At 37.4% G+C, this 21,775-nt stretch carries 21 protein-coding genes and 1 other annotated feature; of the genes, 1 reads left to right on the top strand and 20 read right to left on the bottom strand.

The annotated features are described in order from the left end of the window. Nucleotides 1–18: 18 nt before the first annotated feature. From thrS to JZO71_RS08920, 7 genes are all read right to left on the bottom strand, one after another. A complete protein-coding gene (gene thrS, locus JZO71_RS08950; RefSeq protein WP_206899159.1) occupies nt 19–1,959 on the bottom strand; it encodes a threonine--tRNA ligase in 1,941 nt (646 codons plus the stop codon). A gap of 65 nt (nt 1,960–2,024) precedes the next feature. Continuing rightward, nucleotides 2,025–2,228, bottom strand: a binding site (T-box leader). A gap of 51 nt (nt 2,229–2,279) precedes the next feature. Beyond that, nucleotides 2,280–2,459, bottom strand: a complete 180-nt coding sequence (thmT, locus tag JZO71_RS08945; protein WP_067480942.1) for a 2-hydroxymuconate tautomerase — start codon at nt 2,457–2,459, stop codon at nt 2,280–2,282. Between the two features lie 723 nt (nt 2,460–3,182). After that, entirely contained in the window at nt 3,183–4,097 is a 915-nt protein-coding gene (locus JZO71_RS08940) for a lipase family protein (protein WP_206899158.1), read from the bottom strand. A 96-nt stretch (nt 4,098–4,193) separates the two neighbouring features. Continuing rightward, a complete protein-coding gene (locus JZO71_RS08935) occupies nt 4,194–5,192 on the bottom strand; it encodes an alpha/beta hydrolase (protein WP_206899157.1) in 999 nt (332 codons plus the stop codon). Beyond that, complete coding sequence (locus JZO71_RS08930; protein ID WP_206899156.1) at nt 5,189–6,364, bottom strand: MFS transporter; 1,176 nt, start codon at nt 6,362–6,364, stop codon at nt 5,189–5,191. Before JZO71_RS08930 ends, JZO71_RS08935 begins: the two co-directional genes overlap by 4 nt. A gap of 120 nt (nt 6,365–6,484) precedes the next feature. Then, nucleotides 6,485–7,318, bottom strand: a complete 834-nt coding sequence (locus tag JZO71_RS08925; protein ID WP_206899155.1) for an AraC family transcriptional regulator — start codon at nt 7,316–7,318, stop codon at nt 6,485–6,487. A 293-nt stretch (nt 7,319–7,611) separates the two neighbouring features. Beyond that, nucleotides 7,612–9,390, bottom strand: coding sequence for a heavy metal translocating P-type ATPase (locus tag JZO71_RS08920; RefSeq protein ID WP_206899154.1), 1,779 nt, complete (start codon nt 9,388–9,390; stop codon nt 7,612–7,614). 228 nt (nt 9,391–9,618) lie between these two features. On the opposite strand from JZO71_RS08920, the gene helD reads away from it, so the two are divergent. Further along, nucleotides 9,619–11,898, top strand: a complete 2,280-nt coding sequence (gene helD, locus JZO71_RS08915; protein WP_206899153.1) for an RNA polymerase recycling motor HelD — start codon at nt 9,619–9,621, stop codon at nt 11,896–11,898. 133 nt (nt 11,899–12,031) lie between these two features. Here the strand turns inward: helD and JZO71_RS08910 are convergent, their stop codons facing one another. The 13 genes from JZO71_RS08910 to JZO71_RS08850 form a co-directional block, all read right to left on the bottom strand. Beyond that, nucleotides 12,032–12,676 (bottom strand): hypothetical protein, encoded by a 645-nt coding sequence (locus tag JZO71_RS08910; RefSeq protein WP_206899152.1) that lies wholly within the window; start codon nt 12,674–12,676, stop codon nt 12,032–12,034. A 194-nt stretch (nt 12,677–12,870) separates the two neighbouring features. Then, nucleotides 12,871–13,590 (bottom strand): YebC/PmpR family DNA-binding transcriptional regulator, encoded by a 720-nt coding sequence (locus JZO71_RS08905; RefSeq protein WP_206899151.1) that lies wholly within the window; start codon nt 13,588–13,590, stop codon nt 12,871–12,873. 131 nt (nt 13,591–13,721) lie between these two features. Continuing rightward, a complete protein-coding gene (locus tag JZO71_RS08900; protein WP_206899150.1) occupies nt 13,722–14,891 on the bottom strand; it encodes a nucleotidyltransferase in 1,170 nt (389 codons plus the stop codon). 75 nt (nt 14,892–14,966) lie between these two features. Next, the gene (locus JZO71_RS08895) at nt 14,967–15,707 is read right to left on the bottom strand and encodes a class I SAM-dependent DNA methyltransferase (RefSeq protein WP_206899149.1); all 741 of its coding nucleotides are present in this window, start codon (nt 15,705–15,707) and stop codon (nt 14,967–14,969) included. Between the two features lies 1 nt (nt 15,708). Continuing rightward, complete coding sequence (gene rsfS / locus JZO71_RS08890; RefSeq protein WP_242589912.1) at nt 15,709–16,092, bottom strand: ribosome silencing factor; 384 nt, start codon at nt 16,090–16,092, stop codon at nt 15,709–15,711. Between the two features lie 2 nt (nt 16,093–16,094). Further along, on the bottom strand, nt 16,095–16,682 hold the full coding sequence (yqeK, locus tag JZO71_RS08885) for a bis(5'-nucleosyl)-tetraphosphatase (symmetrical) YqeK (RefSeq protein ID WP_206899148.1): 588 nt from the start codon (nt 16,680–16,682) through the stop codon (nt 16,095–16,097). Next, complete coding sequence (locus JZO71_RS08880) at nt 16,672–17,319, bottom strand: nicotinate-nucleotide adenylyltransferase (RefSeq protein ID WP_206899147.1); 648 nt, start codon at nt 17,317–17,319, stop codon at nt 16,672–16,674. The genes yqeK and JZO71_RS08880 overlap by 11 nt, the downstream gene beginning before the upstream one ends. Before the next feature lie 13 nt (nt 17,320–17,332). Further along, nucleotides 17,333–17,644, bottom strand: a complete 312-nt coding sequence (gene yhbY, locus JZO71_RS08875) for a ribosome assembly RNA-binding protein YhbY (RefSeq protein WP_067480904.1) — start codon at nt 17,642–17,644, stop codon at nt 17,333–17,335. Between the two features lie 15 nt (nt 17,645–17,659). Then, nucleotides 17,660–18,769: a ribosome biogenesis GTPase YqeH gene (yqeH, locus tag JZO71_RS08870; RefSeq protein WP_206899146.1), complete on the bottom strand. Its 1,110-nt coding sequence runs from the start codon at nt 18,767–18,769 to the stop codon at nt 17,660–17,662. Beyond that, entirely contained in the window at nt 18,766–19,293 is a 528-nt protein-coding gene (locus tag JZO71_RS08865) for a YqeG family HAD IIIA-type phosphatase (RefSeq protein ID WP_206899145.1), read from the bottom strand. The genes yqeH and JZO71_RS08865 overlap by 4 nt, the downstream gene beginning before the upstream one ends. 201 nt (nt 19,294–19,494) lie before the next feature. Next, on the bottom strand, nt 19,495–20,226 hold the full coding sequence (locus tag JZO71_RS08860) for an amino acid ABC transporter ATP-binding protein (RefSeq protein ID WP_206899144.1): 732 nt from the start codon (nt 20,224–20,226) through the stop codon (nt 19,495–19,497). 14 nt (nt 20,227–20,240) lie between these two features. Beyond that, entirely contained in the window at nt 20,241–20,927 is a 687-nt protein-coding gene (locus JZO71_RS08855) for an ABC transporter permease subunit (protein ID WP_206899143.1), read from the bottom strand. 14 nt (nt 20,928–20,941) lie between these two features. Next, on the bottom strand, nt 20,942–21,766 hold the full coding sequence (locus tag JZO71_RS08850) for a transporter substrate-binding domain-containing protein (protein WP_206899142.1): 825 nt from the start codon (nt 21,764–21,766) through the stop codon (nt 20,942–20,944). Between the last annotated feature and the right edge of the window lie 9 nt (nt 21,767–21,775).

Genomic DNA, 21,775 nt, shown 5'->3' with positions numbered 1-21,775 from the left:
TACCTTAGAAAAAATTATTTAGCCTTCACGACTGTAGTTTTTCACTTCAGCAGCCATTGCATCAACAAAGATATTTAAGTCTTCGACAGAAGTTTCTTTACTTCCATAGCGACGAACATTGACAGTTGCATCATCCATTTCTTTGTCCCCAACAACTAATTGATAAGGAATTTTTTGTGTTTGTGAAGCACGAATCTTGTAGCCCATTTTTTCATTACGATCATCAACTTCCACGCGCAAGCCTTTCATTTGAAGACGTTCTTTAATTTCATACGCATAATCCCCATGTGCTTCAACAGAAACAGGGATAATTGTTGCTTGGATTGGTGCTAACCAAGTTGGGAATGCTCCTTTGTATACTTCTGTTAAATAAGCAACAAAACGTTCCATCGTTGATACGATTCCGCGGTGAATAACTACTGGGCGGTGTGTATTTTCACCATCTTCACCTACGTAAGTTAAATCAAAACGTTCTGGTAACAAGAAGTCTAATTGAATAGTTGACAATGTTTCTTCTGTTCCCAAAGCTGTTTTTACTTGAACATCTAGTTTTGGTCCGTAGAATGCTGCTTCGCCTTCTGCTTCAAAATAGTCAAGTTCTAATTCATCCATTGCAGCTTTTAACATGTCTTGTGCTTTTTCCCACATTGCATCGTCATCAAAATATTTATCTGTATTGTTTGGATCGCGATAGCTTAGACGGAAACGATAGTCTGTGATGTTAAAGTCCGCATAGACAGCAACCATCAATTCAAGTGTGCGTTTGAATTCATCTTTGATTTGATCGGGACGTACAAAAGTATGACCATCATTCAAAGTCATTTCACGTACACGTTGTAATCCTGAAAGTGCTCCAGATTTTTCATAGCGGTGCATCATTCCTAATTCAGCAATACGAATTGGTAATTCGCGATAAGAATGGATATTGTTTTTATAAACCATCATGTGATGAGGGCAGTTCATCGGACGTAATACTAACATTTCGCCATCACCCATATCCATTGGTGGGAACATGTCTTCTTGATAGTGATCCCAGTGTCCAGATGTTTTATAAAGTTCCACATCACCCATAATCGGTGTGTACACATGTTGATAACCTAAACTAATTTCTTTGTCTACAATATAACGTTCAATCGTACGTCTGATTGTTGCACCTTTTGGTAACCAGAATGGTAAACCTGAACCAACTTCAGGTGAAACCATAAATAAACCAAGTTCTTTTCCTAATTTACGGTGATCTCTTTCTTTTGCTTCTTCACGCAAGCGAATAAATTCTTTCAATTCTTTTTTGTCGAAGAATGCTGTTCCATAGACACGTTGCATCATATGATTGTCTGAATTTCCGCGCCAGTAAGCACCTGCTACTGATAATAACTTGAATACTTGGATACGTCCTGTTGACGGAACGTGTGGGCCACGGCATAAATCAATGAATTCTCCTTGTTGATAAGCAGTAATCACTTCATCATCTGGCAATTCAGTGATCAATTCTACTTTATAAGGATCACTTGCAAAAATTTCTAGTGCTTCTTGTTTGGATAGCACACGGCGTTCAATTGGCAAGTTTTCTTTAACGATTTTCATCATTTCAGCTTCAATTGCTGGTAAATCTTCCGCTGTAACCGGATTTTCACCATTATCAGTATCGTAGTAAAAACCTGATTCAATTGCTGGTCCTACACCAAAATGGATACTAGGATATAAACGACGCATTGCTTGAGCCATCAAATGAGCAGCAGAATGACGAACTAATCCAAGTGCGTCTTCGTGATCAGGGGTCACAATTTCAATTGTTGCATCTTCTTCAATTGGACGATCTAAATCAACTAATTGACCGTTCACTTTACCTGCTAATGCTTTTTTAGCTAAACTTTTTGAGATGCTTTCAGCAATTGCCAAGGTTGTGATTCCAGCCTCGAACTCTTTGACTGCGCCATCTGGAAAAGTAATTTTTAACATAGAAATTCCTCCTTTGAATTTTGACTGACTCGATTCGACAAAAAAAGTCCTAGTATCCAAACAGATACTAGGACGAAAATTTCGTGGTTCCACCTAATTTTGAACACAAAAAATGTGTTCCTCGAGCGTGTTAACGGTCCGACCGCCTTTGTTTCAACAAGGGTTTCGAAAGTGGTCATCCTTTGGTTTTCTTCTGGAAAAGTTTCAGCCTAGCTTTTCCTCTCTAATAGAAGACTCTCAAATTCAGTTGTCTTTCTCATCAATCAATTATGTGTTTATTTAACCACTAATATTTAGAAAAAGCAAGTGTGAAATCAGACTTATTTTTTCCATTCTCCATTTACACCATAAGTACCTTTTTTCATTTCATTGATAATGACATGGATATGCTCTTTTGGTGCATCTGTATTTTTATGAACAGCTTCAGTGATATCTTTCATCATATTTTCTAGTTGTTCCGGGCTACGGCCTTCGACTAATTCAACATGAACAAACGGCATCTCCTTCACCCCCTTTCGAGATAGTTTTTTCTTTTTTAAGACAAAAACAAAAATAGACGTGATACAGCTTATGAATCATCTACATTTGATTTCCAACGCAAACACCATTTTTTTAACTAGCTGACGTTGTTCTTTTCGTACTTTATATTAGCACAAAAACAGGATAGATTTTAATTGTTTCGAGACATTTCTATGTAACAGATAAAACTTTCTAAACTTAAAAAAGCAAGCTAGGTACATTGGATTTCTTTTCACTTTTCGGAATAAACTTATGTTAGAAAATAAAAATACAGCCATACTGAATGGTCATCAATTTTTGCTTATCTTTTGAAAAAAGTAAAATAGACTAGCTATCATACCGAAATTGAAAGCAAAAAAATAATGGGTTGTATACAAACAAAGCAACATCAGTAAAACAAAAATGAGTTGAAATAAATAAAGCCTTTTCTTTACCTTACTTTTAGCTGTCGTCAAATGAATCGTTTTGCTCATTTATTTTTATTCCTTTCATCTTTTTATATTCCAGTTTAGTTCTACTCGTTTAATTTCTTTTTTAAACAAAGGAGGTATGACAAAAATTTTGTCATACCTCCTTTTGCCGAATAAGCGATGTTCTCACAGCTCATTCGGCAGTAAGTCCTCTTTTCATAAAAACATGGGAAACTTTTTTAGAAAAGTTTCCTTTTTGCTTGAAGCTAAACGCTTTGCGCCACAACCTTACTTTTATTTTACAACATCTTGACTATCATCTGGCTCATTTGCTTCTATTTTTGCATCACCAGCATGAGCAGGTTTTGTTCCATATTTTTCAGTTAACTCTAACCCCTGAACTTCTAATGCAGGATAGTACTTTTTATTTGCAGCATTCAGATCTACATTATTTGTTGTTCCATCACGTAAAAATGTTTTGACCAATTCATAAATGCCATTATCTGCCATCTCACCGACATGAGAAATCACTTGATCAGGTTTATGATAAAATTCTTGAGGAACAATTGTTTCCCCAATTGTTCCATTAGGAAATGAGGCAAGATGCTTCACATCAGCTGGTGTTGTTAGTTCATCATTTTTTGAAATAATTGATAGATAATTTATGCCGTCAGGAAAAGCGGCAGAATTAATTCGAGTTAAGAAATCTGATTCCCGTGTTGCTTGTCTAATTGCTGGAACAAAAGGAATAAAATCTGGAATTTCTGGTAACCCTTGGAATGGTGCTCCTAAAGCTACATACGTTTCGACATTTTGAGACATGAATGTAGGGCGATAATGTAATGCCCATGCTGTTGCTAAGTTTCCCATACTATGAGCAACAATCGAGAGTTTATGATCTGGGTATTTTTCTTTCAGCAACCAAACAGCAGCTGCAACGAATTTCCCAGAGTATTGTAAGTCTGTCGTATTCCTCTTTGGTAAAGTAATTGTCGCTGGAATAAATTCATCTTCTGGTAACTGGGCACCATACGACCACGACCATGCACCAAAACCAGTATTGTCTTTACCATTGACTAGCAAAACAATTTCTTTCTTTTGGCTAATCAAGTTTTCGTCTGGATACACCCATAAACTATTTTCAACAATGTCCTGATTTAGCTCTTTAAATTCAAGTTCACTTTCATAGGATTTAGAACTAGCATACACGGGATGTTTAACATGTTTAACGCCTGTGGCAATACCAGCTACACCTACTAAAGTAATGACGAAACAAACAAGTCCATTTTTTTATTCCATTTCATACTAATTATCCCCTTTCAAAAAAGTAATTCCTTCCAAAACCCCCTCTTCTGCTTCATCATAAATACCGATTTTATCCATAAATGCATGAATGACTCCTGGATATACGGTCATTGAGCCTTCTGTCTTTGCAGCTAGCAACTTTTCAGCAAATGATTCTACTTGTTGTCTTAACGGATCAAATTCACCGACGATGATTTTTAACGGTGGTAATTGGGACAAGACCTTATCCGAAGCGAATAGTGGTGAAATCAACTCATTTGAACGATTGATTGAAGCCCCACAATACCAATCTTCAACCTGTGCTTCCAAGGACGAGAACCCATTAATATACTCCGTAACGAGTTCTTTTTCTTCTTCGCTTTGCGTTTTGATAGCACGCGTATCCCAAAATTCTCCTTTTCCTTTTGATGTCAGGTCAACAACAGGATAGTAAGAAACTATTTTTTTTACATAACCAGTGGTCATAATTGACGCATCTAAAATAGCTACGCTGATTGCTAAATTCCCGCCTGCTGAATCACCAGCAACAAAAATTTTGTCTGATGAAATATGGAATAAATGACCTTCTGTTGCCAAAACTTCAACCACTTTATAACAATCTAGCAATCCAGCAGGAAAAGGATTTTCTGGACTTAAGCGATAGCCAACAGAGACTACTGCTAAATCTGCTCTATCAGCAAATATTCTACAAATTTGCTCTACATTTTGGATTGAGCCACCAAAGAAGCCACCGCCATGATAATAAACTAAAACGGGTAATACTTTCCCTTTAAGTTTTTCCTTGCGATACACTCTTACGGGGATATGTCCTTTAAGTACCGCGTCCTCAATTAGCAGGTTATGCGTTGTGATATCTTTAGCCGGCCACCCCATACCATCTCTCATTTGAACAATCGTTTGTGGTGTGCTTTCTGTATTCGATTGTCCTGACGATGGCATTAGCTCCGCTCTACTCCCAGAAGTTAATTTTCCAACTAAGTTTTTTCTTTCAATGTTCATTGTTCCATTACCTTCTTTACTTTTTTATTTTGTGCTTGAATAAATAGCTGATAGATTACTGCACTAATAATCAACAAAGCACCTGACAACAAAAAGGTTGTTGATGTCGTAGTGATTCCAGCCAACTTACTGAAACCTGATATAATTGTAGGATTTAAAAACACGCCCAGATTAATTCCAACTAACAGACAGGTGGAAGCAATATTTTGAGAAGCAGCGTTGCTGACTTCTGCCACTTCACTAAAGACCGTTGGGTTAATTAATCCCTGGAAAAACCCAATAGCAATCACTAATACAGTAACTAGCACCAAGTGATTCGCTAAACTGAGACTTACAAGTGAAACACCAAGACATGCAACAGCAACCGGACCAGTAAATGACTTCAATCCTTGTTTTACTTTTCCAAAAACAATTCCACTAAAAAATCCACATGCAGTTAAAATGGCTAAACTCAAGCTGGCTTGTGCTGGTGTCCCAATCCCCATTTCGATAAATAAAGAAGCCAGTTTGAAAATTGCAGTCATAAAGAAAGCATAAACAAAAAATAGATAAACTGAATAAAAAATAACTGCTCTTTCTATTGTTACTTTTTTATCTGACGCATTTTCTTCTAAGTCTTGTTGGCCATTCGGTACGATAAATCCAAATAAAATGATTGGAATAATCGCAATGAAATACACAAGATAGCTTAAATGCCAGTTGAATTGTAATAACCATCCTGCAATCAGGCTAAAAATGGTACTACCTAAAGCTGTTAGCGCTCCTTGGTATCCTAATAAACGATTTCTTTCCTCGCCACTGTAATATTTGGTAATTAAAGAATATGCTAATGCATTGAATAAACCTATTCCGCAACCAAGCAAGAAGCGTGAAATCAATAAAAGAGTATAGTTTGTTGTAAAAGCTGGTGTGACTCCTGCTAAAAGGGCAATCGTTAACCCTAGCAATACAGTCGTTTTGTCACCAATTTTTCGAGTAATCATTGGAGCAATAAAAACAAATAGAAAAATACCAAAATTGGGGACTGACATTAATAGTTCAATTGAACCAGCACTTCTGTTTGGAAACACTGATAAGATATCTGGCACAGTCGCTGATACAGCTGGCGCAACCATACAGATTAGGGATATCGACAAAATAGCAAATTTGAATAATGGGTTATTCTTACTCATACTAAAAAACCTCCATTTCATTTAGATAGCGCTTTCTATAATTGAATATTAGCTCACGCGATTAAATAAAATAAGAGGCTTTCCTGCTTACTATTAGGGCATATCCTGACCTTTGGGTACTCAGCGAAAGAATTTTGCCGTCTGATTATAATGTTTTTTTAGTGTTTTATTTAAAGACTTTGTACTAGCAAACCCTGTTTCTAAAGCAATTTCTTCAATCGTTCGATCTGTTTCGCGGATCAACTGTATAGCCTGATAGCTTCTAATCAATTCTAAATAGCTAATGATTGAAACACCAACTTTACTGTTAAAGTAGCGAGAAAGGTACCCTTCTGATAAATAAAATTCATCAGCAATCATTGAAATTTTCAAGCGTTGATCAGAATTTTTGTGTATATAGTCTAATATTTTGTAGATTTTCTCATCCAACAGATGGCTTGAATTTTCTGCTTGTTCAATAGCAAATTCTTTGACATACATTCCCAAGAGTTTCAATAAACTGGCAGTAATCATGACATTGTTTATTCTATCAACTGGTTTCTTGACTAACTCAAACAGCGAGTCAAGCTCTGAAATAAACATGGCATACTGTTTCTTGGTAACACTCTCTTGAGAAATTTTTGATTGATTTATCCTAAATTTTGCTATATCTGGAAAATATTTTTCAATCCACGGTGTTGGAAAAATAATTGTAAGTACACTATCCGGATAAGAAGTTTCCTTGATATTTCGTATACCATGTATTTCAAATGGATTGACAAATACTGCTTCACCTTCATTAACTGTATAATTTTTTCCTTCGATAAAGTAACTATCAACCTTTCCTTTAGCGACATAAGTTATCTCAATCTCTTTATGCCAATGACGCAAAATTTGTGTTTCTTCGGCCTTTTGGATAATAAAGATAGCTGGAAATTCACTGTTCTCAATAAACTGCTCCAACTTATACTGCATCAACTGTAGCCTCCTCACCATTCATTTCTACAAACATAATCACTTTTCGTTTGATGTGTTGGTTTCTCTTTTTCACTAATTATAACACCCTTATTCTCTACACTTGCTAAGTAAAAAAAGGATTAGCTGGCTACCACCTAACTAATCCTCGTTTATTTTCTTATATTGTTCCTACCCATTTTCAAAGTTGGCAATCCCTAACAAAAATGAAATCCTTACTCACTTAAAAAAATATCCTGAATCACCAATAATCACTTCTCACAATCAGGATTACTGCCTTCATTTGAGTTCAACTATTTTTTTGCACGTAGCGCACTTAAAATCGAAACTGTATCAACCACTTCTTGTAACATAGCTCCTAATAGTGCGGGAATTACGCCAAAGCTTGCGATCAGCATTAGTACAATACAAATAAAAATGCCCAACATGACTGATTGACGTGCGATGTGCATCGTTTCTTTGGCAATCAGAACAGCTTCAGGAACCCGTGTCAAATCATCTTTTAAAATGACCACATCTGCACTTTCACTCGCAGCTGTTGCCCCATGTGCCCCCATCGCAATGCCAACATCTGCTGCACTTAACGCAGGTGCATCGTTCACACCGTCGCCAACCATCGTCACTGGTCTTTGCTTCTTAGGAACATCCGCTAAAATTTGCCATTTGTCTTGAGGTAAACATTGCGCATGGACTGTCATGATTCCGACTTTTTTGGCAATTGTTTGCGCCACCGTTTGGTTATCGCCAGTGAGCATCATCACCTGTTCCAAATGAAAATCTTTCAATTGATTGATAGCATTCGTTGCCTCAGGACGAATCACATCTGCAAAGTGGATCGTGCCAACAAATTTTCGATCAAAAGCAACATAAATAATGGTTTCTGCAGAGGCAATTTCTGTTACGCCCAACCATTTTGCTCTGCCCACTTGGATAAAGTGATTATCAATCATTGCTTCAATTCCTTGGCCAACAATTTCTTTTAATTCTGAAGTTGGCAGCAGTTTTTGATTTTTTGCGTAACTAACTAATGAACGGGCTAAAATATGACTTGATTCTTGTTCGGCACTAGCTGCATACACTAGTAGTTCTTCTTTTGACCATTTCCCAATTGGTCGAACTGCTGTCACTTCCAATTGTCCTTTGGTTATCGTGCCGGTTTTATCAAAAGCAATGGTTTTAGTCACTGCTAGCTTTTCAAGCGTAGTGCCATTTTTAACAACGATCCCATTTTTACTAGAACGACTCATTCCAGCAACAAGTGCGACTGGCGCTGCCAAAATCAAGGGGCAAGGCGAAGCGACAACTAAGACTTCGACAAAACGGTGTGGGTCACCTGAAAGCCACCAAGCAATTCCACCAATGAGATAAGCTACCAACGTAAATGGAACTGCGTAGCGATCTGCCATTCGGACAAACTTTGCTGGTTTTTCTTTCGATTCTTGAACCAGATTAAGAATCAATTGATATTGGCTATCTGCTGCCCGTTTTTCGACCCGCATTTCTAATGAGCGATCACCATTGATGGAACCAGACAATAACGTATCACCAATATTCTTAGTAATTGGTTGTGATTCACCTGTTAATGAAGATTCATCTATTTCCGAACTTCCTTTGGTCACCCGTCCATCCACAGGGACTGTTTCACCAGGTTTAACAACTAATCTGTCGTTGACTTCGATTTGATCGACTGGTAACTCTTCCCAGTTTCCATTGTTCCACTTATGTGCTGTTTGGGGTGTATTATCAAGCAGCGCTTGTAACTCTTTGCTTGCCTTTTGATTGGCATAATCCTCTAGGCTGTCGCCACCAGTTAACATGATCAAAATCATCAAGCTCGCCCAATATTCTTTCACTATTAGTGTTGCTACAATCGCTGTAATTGCTAAAACATCCACGCCATATTTCCCAGAACGTAACGTTTTGATCATTTCAAGAAACATCAAAAAGGCGAGAATACCACCAGTTGTTGCGATTAAAAAGAATGCTAGTTGAGACTGATGAAAAACAAACTCGCTGTTCAACGCTACTCCACCAATCAATAATGTTAAAAGAAATTTTCTAAAATGTGTCATTTTCCCAACCTTCTTTCATTTTCAAGCATAGGCGTTCTTTTCTCGTTTTTAAACTGATACGTGCTAAATGAAAACAACTATCATTCTTGTTTATTCTTCCGTTTTTTTTAAAAGTATTTTGACTAACCTATCGTCAAACTTTTTTACTAACTTTTAAAAAATACCTTTTTTCCCGTAATTGTGCTATACTTTTAGTTCGTTATTTAAGGCGGAAGGAGCAAATAAGCCATGAATGAAAGACAAATGGAACAAGCACATGTGGATGAAACCATTCAATTGATCCAGCTTGAACAAAAATTATTAAACAGTAAGCAACAAGAATTGACCCAAGAAATGAATACCTCGACAAAAGAAACAGCGAATCACCGCATCCGTGCTGGTTCTAACGAGGCATTTTACGAGTCTGCTGTTGAATACCGCCAACATGAACAAGAATTACTATTAAAATATCATACTCTCGATGCACAACAACATCGTTTGCAAACGCTAGATGTCATGCAAGGAAATCCCTATTTTGCCCGTATTGATTTTAAAGAAGAAAATGAAGCAGAAACGCTTTATTTAGGGATTGCTTCTTTACGTGATTTGACCGAAGAAACAATTGTCATCGACTGGCGTGCACCAATCGCCAATCTTTATTATGAAGGCGAAATCGGACCTGCCTACTATGAAACGGATGTCGAACGTATGACCGTTGAGTTATTACTTAAACGCCAATTCAAAATCCAAGACGGCGAGATTCTCTCAATGGTAGATACTTCTGAAGTAATCAATGATGACTTCTTACTTGAAATTTTAGATGAAGCATCAAGTACTCATATGAAAAACATCGTTTCGACGATCCAAAAGGCACAAAATGCAATCATTCGCGACACAACTAGCAAGGTAATGCTGATTGAAGGAATTGCAGGAAGCGGAAAAACCTCTGCGTTACTTCAACGAATTGCGTTTTTACTTTACCATAATCGAAAATGGTTAGATGCGGAACACGTATTGCTATTTTCACCCAACCATTTATTCTCGGACTATATTTCAACTGTCTTACCTTCTCTTGGGGAAAGCGGCGTTCCGACCAAGACATTTAGAAACTATATGCAAGAACTGTTACAAGACTATGCACTAGTTGAAGAAGACCAACAAGAACATGGATTTTTATATGGAAAGAATGACCCAATCCACGACTTAAAGAACGGCCTAACACTAGTTGATCACATCCACACCTATGTAAAAGCAATCACAAATTATGGTCCTTTATTCCGTGATATGAAAATCAATGGACGAACGATTCTTGCAAAAGATGCTATTCGAAAATGGTACCAAGAAACGAATAATTTGTTACCATTGCACCAACGTCTCTCTTTACTTCAAACAAAACTACTTAAAAAACTAGGTGGTTTGCAAAAGGACGAAACACGTCAGCAATGGGTCAAAGATTTGGCTGAGGAACAATTACAAGAATTATACGCAACTGATCCCAACCTTGAGTACACAGAACAAAAAGAGAAATCCTTACGCAAAAAACTGGCAAACCAAATCGTACGTAAAAAATTTCGCCGTGTTCATCGCGGTATTACGAACTATCAATTTGTGAATATGCCTAAACAATACCTGCACTTTTTACAAAGTGTTCCAGAAAACACACTTGTTTCTCATGGGATTTCTAATGAACAATGGACACAGCAAATTGCAGAGATTCGTCTGAATTTCCGTCAAAAACAAATGAAACAAGAAGATGCTGTTTTATTCTTCTTGCTTATGCGTCGCACATTTCCAGTAACAATCACTCAAAAAGCACGCTATGTTTTTATTGATGAAATGCAAGATTTTGCACCATCTCAGGTTGCTCTACTTCAAGCACTTTATCCAAAAGCAAACTTAACTTTCTGTGGCGATCTCAATCAAAATGTCTTTGGTAACGAGACTATTGTCGGTTCTCTCCCACAGCTCTTTGAAAGCCAAGAGGTCACACGTTTCCAATTAACAACTAGTTACCGTTCAACTAAAGAAATCACTGATTTTGCGAACCATTTCTTATCAAAAGAAGACCGTGTCGAAACAACTGCTCGAAAAGGAGATAAGCCAGTCATCATTGAAGCTTCAACCGCTGAAAAACAACTTCATTGGTTTGAAGAAACACTTGAACAAACTCAAGTCAAAGCGAAACATTGGCGGACAGCAATCATTGCTAAAACGCAAGAGGAATGTGAACAGTTATATGAGCAATTCCCTGAAAGTTTGAAACGACAAGTTCAGTTGATTCTTGATGAGGAAGACTTCATGAAACGTTCAATTATTCTATTACCTGCCTTCTTGGCAAAAGGACTTGAATTTGATCGCGTCTTCTTATGGAATATTAACGAAGAACAATTCCACACAGAACAAGACAAACTCATTTTATATACGATGTGTACACGTGCCATGCATGAATTGACACTGTTTACTTCATTCAATAAGAGTCCATTATTGAATGCGATTGAGCCGCTGACTTATAGCAATGAAGTGATATAAGTTATTTTATAAAAAAAGAGGTGTGACTAATTTGGTCACACCTCTTTTTTGGCGCTAAACGTTTTGCACCATAATCTTTTTATGCTGTACAGATTACCTATGCACATAGTATCTGCAACGAAAATTTTTGTATTTATTCAGGTATCTGCAAATCTGTTTCCGGATACTTCAAACTAACTAAAGACACGATCATACGTAATTCTTCAATGTTTTCTGGGAATTCAGGATCAAATACTTTACTATGACGTCCCACCCCACCATTGTCAATCAAACGATAAATTCGATTCCAGTCAATAAATTGTTCAATTGTTTGAAAATGACTGATTGGATATCCTCCGCTGTCCAAAATTTCGGTCAAACGAAACACGAGATAGGCACTGTCGATGATTTTCTTTTTAGATGAAGTAACAGTTGGATCTTGTTCAATCAAAATCTTTTCTGGTTGATGTTTCAAACTCCATTCTAACAGCAAAAAGAAAGCTTCCATTCGGTATGCATCGTTAAACAGCTGGAAAGATGTTTCAGCATTCTTAAACAAGAGTGGAATCAAATAATTCTTTTGATAAATGAGCATGGGTACTCGATCAATCGCACATTCCAAATAACGATTCAAATAACCTATCCCAGTATAGTTTCCTAAACGATAGCCTTCTACACCAAATCGTGCATACTTATGTGCAATAGTTGAACAATCAGCAATATTTACCGCTAATTCTTCTACTTTTTCGTAACCGCTTAATATTCTATCGAAAGGTTCCAAAATTATTTTTGCTTCCATCATTATTCCTCGCCCAAATTCCAATATACTCTGTATCATTCCAAAATAATACCTGTAACCCTATGATACCACAGGTGAAATGGAATAAAAAACAAAAATAAACTAGTAAAATCTTTCTTTTATCAAAAAAGAAGCATGGCATCACCCTGCCATACTTCTTTGATTTGAAAAGTTTAAACAGACTAGAAGAAATGCTAGTCGTCCAACTCCACATTATGGAAAATGTTTTGAACATCTTCAAGCTCATCTAATGCATCGATCATTTTTTCAAATTGTACTAAATCATCACCCGCTAAAGTGATTTCAGTTTGTGGTAACATTTGAATTTCTGCAATAGAAAACTCTGTAATGCCTTTTTCTTTCAATGCTTCTTGGATAGCGTGGAAATCAGGAACTTCACCATACACGATAATTTGTCCTTCTTCTTCGATGACATCACGAACATCGATATCTTTTTCCATTAAATATTCAAGAATTTCATCCGCATCGTCGCCAGCAAAACCAAAAATAGCTGTGTTATCAAACATATAAGAAACGGCACCAGAGACACCCATGTTTCCACCGTTCTTACCAAAGGCTGCACGAACATCTGCAGCAGTTCGGTTCACATTGTTTGTCAATGTATCAACAATCACCATTGAGCCATTTGGTCCAAATCCTTCATAGCGCAATTCAGAATATGTTTCATCTCCTGAACCTTTTGCTTTTTCAATGGCGCGGTCAATAATATGTTTAGGCACATTATAGGTTTTCGCACGATCAATAACGAAATGTAACTTTTGGTTAGCGTGTGGGTCAGGTTCACCTGATTTCGCTGCCGCATAAATTTCAATCCCGAATTTTGCATAAATTCGACTGTTGTTTGCATCTTTAGCAGTTTTCTTTGCCACAATATTAGCCCATTTACGACCCATATTTTCACTTCGCTTTCTCTTTTTCTAGTTCCGTAACGCAAAAACGTCCTGTTTCATTATACTTGTGAATCCAAGTTCTGTGAAGCTTTTTTTCATTATTCCTATTTTATCAAACAATCAACAATTTATTTTCACTTCTTCTTGATCCGAATGGGCATTCGGCCAAAATTTTGTTCAGTCAACTGACTGTTCGCTAAACAATAAATCTGATCGCTGCGAATTAATAGCTGCGCCTCCGTGGCTTCTTTTTTACCTATTCGTGAATACACATGACTAGTTTCCTGTTTTTTTTCTTTCAGAAACTGTCTTCCCACGTTAGTAAATCCCAATACGTGAAGATAGTTTTTTTCTTGCTGCGCTAAAATTTCAGACTCCGTTATGTTTAATAACACGTAGCAAGCCAATCGTTGAATTCTTGTCCAAGTATAACGCTTAGTCTTAACCAGAGATACAAAAGAATGAAAATTCGTAGCCTGCTTCGCTGCTTCTTGTAACCGAACTTCTAACCCTTCCGTCATTTGATAAATTTCCTGCAGTTGTGTTGCATTCGTCGATAATAATTTATAACGTAGATATGGCCATAGTTCATCCCAGGTTTGAGTTGGTTTCGTTAGTAAATCGTGAGCTGTTACTTCTGGGACAACGTGTTGGACTTCATCTTGCTTAGCAACAGCTTCCCGAATAGCAGTGGCACTTGCAATCGTCTCATCAGAAATTTCTTTCTCGTGATACCCAGCACTTTTCCTTTTGATTGGATGAAGGGCCATCGGTCGTTCATACTTTGCATTTTCTTTGGCATAGCTCAAGCCTAAAATATGGTTGGGCGAAGCAAAATCAAGTTGGTCATCTTGCAGTAGTGTACGAAAAACCTCTGTCATTTTTTGTGGGTAGCTGATTTTTTGATCGGCTAAATTTTGAAATGCCTGATCAATTTCACGTTGGTTGTTCCGAACAAATTTTCCAAATGACTCATAGTCAAACTGCGTCGTGTTTTCTGTTCCAAAACATAATGAATCACAGCCCAAATCTTGCAATAGTCTCACCGCACCTTTTGCAAAATAATCGGCAGATTGGACTGCCCATTCAACAGGTAATTCAATAACTAGATCCACGCCATTTTGTAATGCTTCATTTGCACGTTGCCATTTGTCAAGAATAGCTGGTTCGCCTCGTTGCAAAAAATTGCCACTCATTACAGCAATGACAACTTCCGCACCTGTCTGTTTTCTCGCCATTTCTGCATGATAGCGATGACCATTGTGAAATGGATTATATTCTACGATTAAACCACAACTTCTCATCAGATCCCTCCTTTGTCTTTTCCAAGCAAAACAAGAAAAAAGAGCAGCGACAATTTGTCACGGCTCTTTTTAAGTTCATTCTTTATAGGCTACAAAGAACCAGCGTTTCGTTTCTTCGGTTGGCGTTTCATCTGTAAAATCACCATAAGCCTCTACTTTTGAAAAACCACTATTTTCTAACATACGTAAATAGCTTTCCATTGAATACGTGCGTTCTTGATGAAGCTCGTCTTCGCGGATAAATTTTTCAGGCTGATCCAAATCCTCTACAAAAAAGGTTAAGAAATGCTCAATACTGTGTGGTTCTTTTCCTGGATAACTGTCCCATAAAAAAGCAAATTTTTCACTTTGATAGTGATAGCTATATTCTGGAAAAACCGTATCTACTTGATAAACAGAATGTACATCAAATAAAAAGCGTCCATTTTCTTCTAAAGCTTGATAGACTTCATCAAAAACTTGTTGAACTTCTTGCCCATTCTCCATGTAACATAATGAATCTGAATAACAAGTAATCGCTTCGTATTGTCCTACTTCTGAAAGATCTAACATGTTTCCCTCAACAAATTGGATCGCTGTTTCTTGCTCAAAAGCGCGCTGACTTGCCATCATCAACATATCTTCTGACAAATCAAGTCCAGTCACATTGTACCCAGCTTTTGCAAATTCCACAGCTAATGCGCCCGTACCACAAGCAAGCTCTAAAATGTTCTTTGTTTGCTCAGGTAAGTGTCTCTTTGAAAATGCTAACCATTGTTGATAGAGCGTTTCATCCATTACTTCATCATAAATAAAAGCGAATGTTTCGTAAGCCATATTAATCCAACCATTCAGAAATGTTTACAAGTGGTGCATCTGACCATAATTTTTCTAAATTATAAAATTCTCTTTCAGGTGCGTGGAAGACATGGACAATCAAATCACCAAGGTCAATCAGGATCCATTTTCCACCTTCTTTTCCTTCAATGCGTTTCACTTCGTAGTTATTTTCTTCTTCTTTGTCAATAATTTCTTCTGTAATTGCGTTCATTTGACGTTCACTGTTTGCTGAGCAAATCATAAAATAATCTGCCAATAAAGAAACTTCTCTCACGTCAAGTGCTAAAATATCTTCTGCACGCTTTGAATCTGCTGCTTTTACCGCAATTTGTAATTGTTCTTTGCTATCTATGATAATTTCCTCCTTAACATTTGATGACAAATTTATTTTTTCGCCACCCAATGATTGTATGTTTCGATTGTTTTTGGATAAATTTGTTGTTCTTGCTCAATTAAATGAGCTAGTGTGTGCTTGGTCTCAAAAGCAACTGCTTCATCTAAGTCAACTAATGCGATTTCTCGCGCATCTTCTACCCCAGGAAAATTTCTGCCTGGTTCGATATAATCAGCGACATAAATGATTTTATCCAGTAAGGTCATTTTTGCTGCCCCAGTTGTATGCACTCGAATAGCATTTAGAATCTCAGGATCTGTAATGCCCAATTCACGTTCAACAAATGAAGCACCTACAAGTCCGTGCCAAATCGCATTGCCATAATTTAGCAAATCAGGATCAAATCCATCACGTTTGATGACTAGCATAAACTCATCATCTGGACGTTCTTTTGCATAATCATGAGTCAGCGCGGCAATACTAGCTTTTTCTGGCGAACAACCATACTTTTCAGCCAATGCTATCGCCATTTTCTCTACACCTAAGACATGTTGAAAACGACGCTCACTCATTCGCATTTGGACTTTTTGCATCAATGTTTCGCGAGTATCCGCAGTATAATGACTACTATAATCCATATTGATACAAGCCTTCTTTCTGAATGTAATCAACTACTTTGTCAGGAACTAAGTAGCGAATCGAGCAACCTTGACGAACTTTTTGACGAATCTTGGTCGAACTAATGTCAATTTCAGGCACATCGACCCAGATTACCGGATACGGTGTTTCGACTCCATAACCAGCACGCTTGATACCCACAAAGTGGACAAGTTGGACTAATTCGTCGATTTTGTACCATTTCGGTAGATACTCAACCATATCTCCGCCAATGATGAAATAATAATCTGTATCTGGATTATTCTGCGTCAAGGCTTTCATTGTGTCATAAGTATAACTTTTACCACCACGACTTAATTCCACGGTTTCAATTGCCAAAAATGGATTGTCTTCGATTGCGAGCTCAAGCATATTCAAACGATGCGCTGCCGGAATCGTTTTTTTCTCATCAATATGTGGTGGTTGATAGGATGGCATTAAAAATACGCGATCCAGTCCTAAATTCTGTCCAACTTGTTCAGCCATAACTAGATGTGCCAGATGGACAGGGTTAAATGTTCCGCCCAAGATTCCAACTTGCCGTTTTTTTTCAAAAACTTGTGGCATTTCTTTTGGAAAAACTCGTGAACGAACAAATAGATTAGCCTGCGTACTCATTAACGACCACTCCTTAGATTGCTTTTACTTCTCGTGAAATGCGTTGATATTTTTCTTTACTTGATGGTTTGTATAACACCAATACACGTCCAATGATTTGAACAATCTCACATTGAACTTCTTCTTCTAAAATTCGTGCAACATCTTCAGCGATTTCATCCGTGTTTTGTAACAAAGTAACTTTGATTAGTTCACGTTTTTCTAATGCTTCATTGATTTGAACAAGCATCGCTGAGTTGATTCCGCCTTTTCCAATTTGAAAAATAGGCTGCAAGTGATGTGCTTGACTACGTAAAAAACGTTTTTGTTTTCCTCTTAATTCCATTTTTTTCCTTCTTCCTTAAATTAAAGCTTTACGCTTGATTACATCGACACCTTTAGGCGCCCATCCAGCAACAACAGCTGGCTGTGACACAGTGATCCATCCAAGTCCGGCAAAAACGATGTCCGTTTTTTCTTTCACTGAAAATTCAAAACGAACTAATTCAGGGAACTCTGCTACCTCGTCAGGACGTGGTGGCTGTAAAAGTCCACCCACATGTTTTGCGTAAAATTCATCTGCTTTTTCGAGTTTTGTTCGATGGATATTCACATCATTTGAAACATACGCAATAAATGAGCCACGTTCACCATTTACAAAATCAAAACGTGCCAATCCACCTAAAAAGAGTGTTTGACCATCATTCAATTGATAAACTTTCGGTTTGATTTCTTTTGTTGGTGCAATAATACGTAAATCTTTTTTGCCTAAATAATGCGCCATTTGATGGCGGTGAATAATTCCCGGTGTGTCAATTAGCGCTTGACCGTCATCTAGAGGAATTTCAATCTTATCTAAAGTCGTTCCGGGAAATTGTGAGGTAGTAATCACATCTTGAACACCCGCAGTATTCTTGATGATTTGATTGATCAGTGTAGATTTACCGACATTCGTCACACCAACGACATAGACATCTCTACCTTCACGATATTCTTCGATTTTAGCCAATAAATCTTCCATTTCATGTGCTTTTTTGGCACTTGTCAGTAGTACTTCGACAGGTCTGAGCCCAGCTTCATGCGCACGCTCCGTCATCCATTGGATCATTTTAGGTTTCTTCAGTGATTTTGGTAAGATATCGACTTTATTACCTACTAATAACACTGGATTATCGCCAACAAAACGATGTAATCCCGGAATCAATGAACCATTGAAATCAAAAATATCGACAACGTTAACGATCAATGCATCCTTTTGACCTAATTCATTTAACAAACGTAAAAAATCATCATCTGTTAACGAAACATCTTGGATTTCATTGTAATGTCGTAGTCTGAAGCAACGTTGACAATAAACTTCACCTGATTCCAACCCTTTTTCTAAGGCAGATTGCGGTGTATATCCTAGTTCTCCTGGTCTATCTGTTTGAATAATCGAGCCGCACCCGATACAGTGTAATTCTTCACTCATTCAATTCCACCTCGCCAGCCCATATCAGGATTATTTACTAATAAATGAGCCATGATTCTTTTTTCAAAAAAACGATTGATTTGTGTTTTCCAGCTATCCGTCTCGATAATTGGTTTGACCAAAATACTACGAATCCCTGCGCGATTTGCGCCACGGATATCCGTCATGATTTGATCACCAATCATTACGAGTTCATCATCAGCAAGGTTCAACTTTTTCTTTGCTTGATTGATTCCTACAGCAAATGGTTTCATTGCACGAGCAATATAAAGCAAATCAAACTTTTCGATAGCTCGTTCAATTCGCTTCGAGTTATTATTTGAAACAACTACAACAGGAATGTCAGCATTTTTCATCTCTAAAATCCAATTCAACAATTCTTCTGTTCCATCTGGATTATTCCAAGCAATCAATGTGTTATCCAAATCAGTTAACACGGCTTTGATACCTAAATTTTTCAACTGTGCAGGGGTAATTTGATAGATGGCTTCTACCATCCATGTTGGTTTATAGTTTGAAAACATCTTGTCTCCTCATTTGCAAAAAATGAAGGAGCACACCAGGTACTCCTCAGCCCCTAATTATACTGCATAATCTAAAAAAAAACTACCTTTACCATTCAATCCATTTCACACATTTTTGTATCCGTTCACAACTGCTTGTTTTATTTTGTATCTCACTCTTTCGAAAAAAAAACGATCACCCCATTGGCAATCGTTTTCCTTTTATAAAACTTTTTCAAGAAACTGACGTGTTCGCTCTTTCTTTGTTTCCTCGAAAAGTTCTTTTGGTGTCCCTTCTTCAATCATCCTTCCATCATCCATGAACAAAACACGATCCCCAACTTCTCGCGCGAACCCCATTTCATGGGTCACGATTACCATAGTCATACCTTCCTTTGCTAACTCCTGCATTACTGATAGAACTTCTCCCACCATTTCTGGATCTAATGCGGACGTTGGTTCATCAAACAACATTACTTTGGGTTCCATCGCAAGAGCTCTAGCAATTACGATTCTTTGCTGTTGTCCGCCTGACAATGCTTGCGGATATTCATTTGCTTTTGCTACCAAGCCGACTTTATCAAGAAGGACTAACGCTTTTTCTTCTGCCTCTGCGCGACTGATTTTTTTTACTTTCGTCGGTGCCAACAAAATATTTTCTAACACTGTTAGATTTGGAAATAAATTAAATTGTTGAAAAACCATTCCCATCTGTTCCCTCATTTGGTAAATATCTGTTTTTTTATTGGTGATTTCTTGACCATCAAATAAGATTATTCCACTGGTCGGCTCTTCTAGCAGATTCAAGCAACGTAAAAACGTACTTTTTCCAGAGCCCGACGGCCCAATCACAACCGCGACCTCTCCTTGAGAGATTTCTAATGTGATACCTTTTAAAATTTCTTTTTGTCCAAACGTTTTGGTTAAGTGATTCACTTGAATAAGTGCTTCCATTGATGCCCTTCCTTTCATCGGTATCCTTTACCTAATTTGATTTCCCAAACATGCAGCAATCTCGACATCAAAAAGGTTAGAACAAAATAAATAATTGCGGCTACATAGAGAGGTTCTAAAGGGAGATAAGAATTCGAGATAACGATTTGAGCACTATTTAATAACTCGTAGATTCCAATCGTTGAAAGTAGGGAAGAATCTTTGATCAACGTGATAAATTCATTACCCATTGGAGGTAAAATATTTCTCAAGGCTTGTGGTAAAATCACATAGCGCATCGTCTGCATTGGTCTAAGTCCCAACGAGCTAGCCGCCTCTTCTTGCCCAAAATTGACAGCCATGATACCACCACGAACGATTTCAGCGACATAAGCACCCGAATTCATTGATAAAACGATCATCCCTGGTATTAGCCGACTAAAATCAACATCTAACACACCTAGAGTAACTGTCGGTGCATGAACCACGCCTTGTAACAATCCGAAACCAATCAAAATTTGGATCAGCATTGGCGTCCCACGTAATACTTCAATATAAGCATTGGCAAACCACCGTAACGGGCGAATCTTTGAAAGTTTCAACAATGCCATAATGACACCAATTACTGTTCCAAAAACAATCGTAATAACGGAAATAATTAATGTAATTAATGCACCTGACAGGAAATAGGGATAGTATACCGATAGAAATGAAAAATTCACGTAATCAAACTCCTTTATTCTTCTGCTTTTTTAGCTAACTCTGTATTTTTTTGGATAAATTCATCCATTTTTCCTGAGCTTTGTAATTCTTGGATGACTTGATTGACTTTCTTTTGTAATTCTTCTTCCCCTTTTGGTAATGCAATTGCATAGGCTTCTTCGTCGCTCGAAACTAAATCAACATCTGCTAACATCAATTCTGGATTATTTTCAATATAGGAGTTTGCAACGGTTTCTTCTAAAACCAATCCATCAATTGATCCTTGTTTTAATTCAATAATCAGATTAGGCACTTTAGCTACAGAAACTAATTGCGCATCAGCCACTTGTTCTTTCACCACATCTTCTTGAACTGATCCTTTTTGTGCGCCCACTTTTTTCTTTGCAAAACTTTTGAGACTAGTTAATTCATTTGCGTTTTCTTTGTTAATCACCATTTTTTGAGGCGGAGCAAAATAATTATCTGAGAAATCAAATGTTTGTTGACGTTCTTCTGTTGCCGAAATACCAGAAATCGCTAAATTGACTTTTCCTTGTTGTAAGGCTGCTAATACCGCATTGAATTCCATATCCATCAACTCGACTTTGACACCCAGTTCTTTTGCGATTTCATTCGCCAAATCAATATCCACACCGACGATTTTATCCTTTCCATCAATCATCGTATGAAATTCAAACGGAGCAAAATCTGCAGAAGTTCCCACCACTAATTTTCCAGAATCTTGGATGCTTTGAATCACTTCTTTTTTTGAATCATTACTTGTTTCTTTTCCTCCTGAGCTACATGCGCCTAAAAGTACTACCATTGAAACCATCGCAAACCAAATTATTTTTTTCATCGATACTCT

It is taken from the genome of Candidatus Enterococcus courvalinii (assembly GCF_017315945.1).
Lineage (GTDB): Bacteria > Bacillota > Bacilli > Lactobacillales > Enterococcaceae > Enterococcus_B > Enterococcus_B courvalinii.
This window is presented reverse-complemented; position numbering and strand designations above follow the sequence as displayed.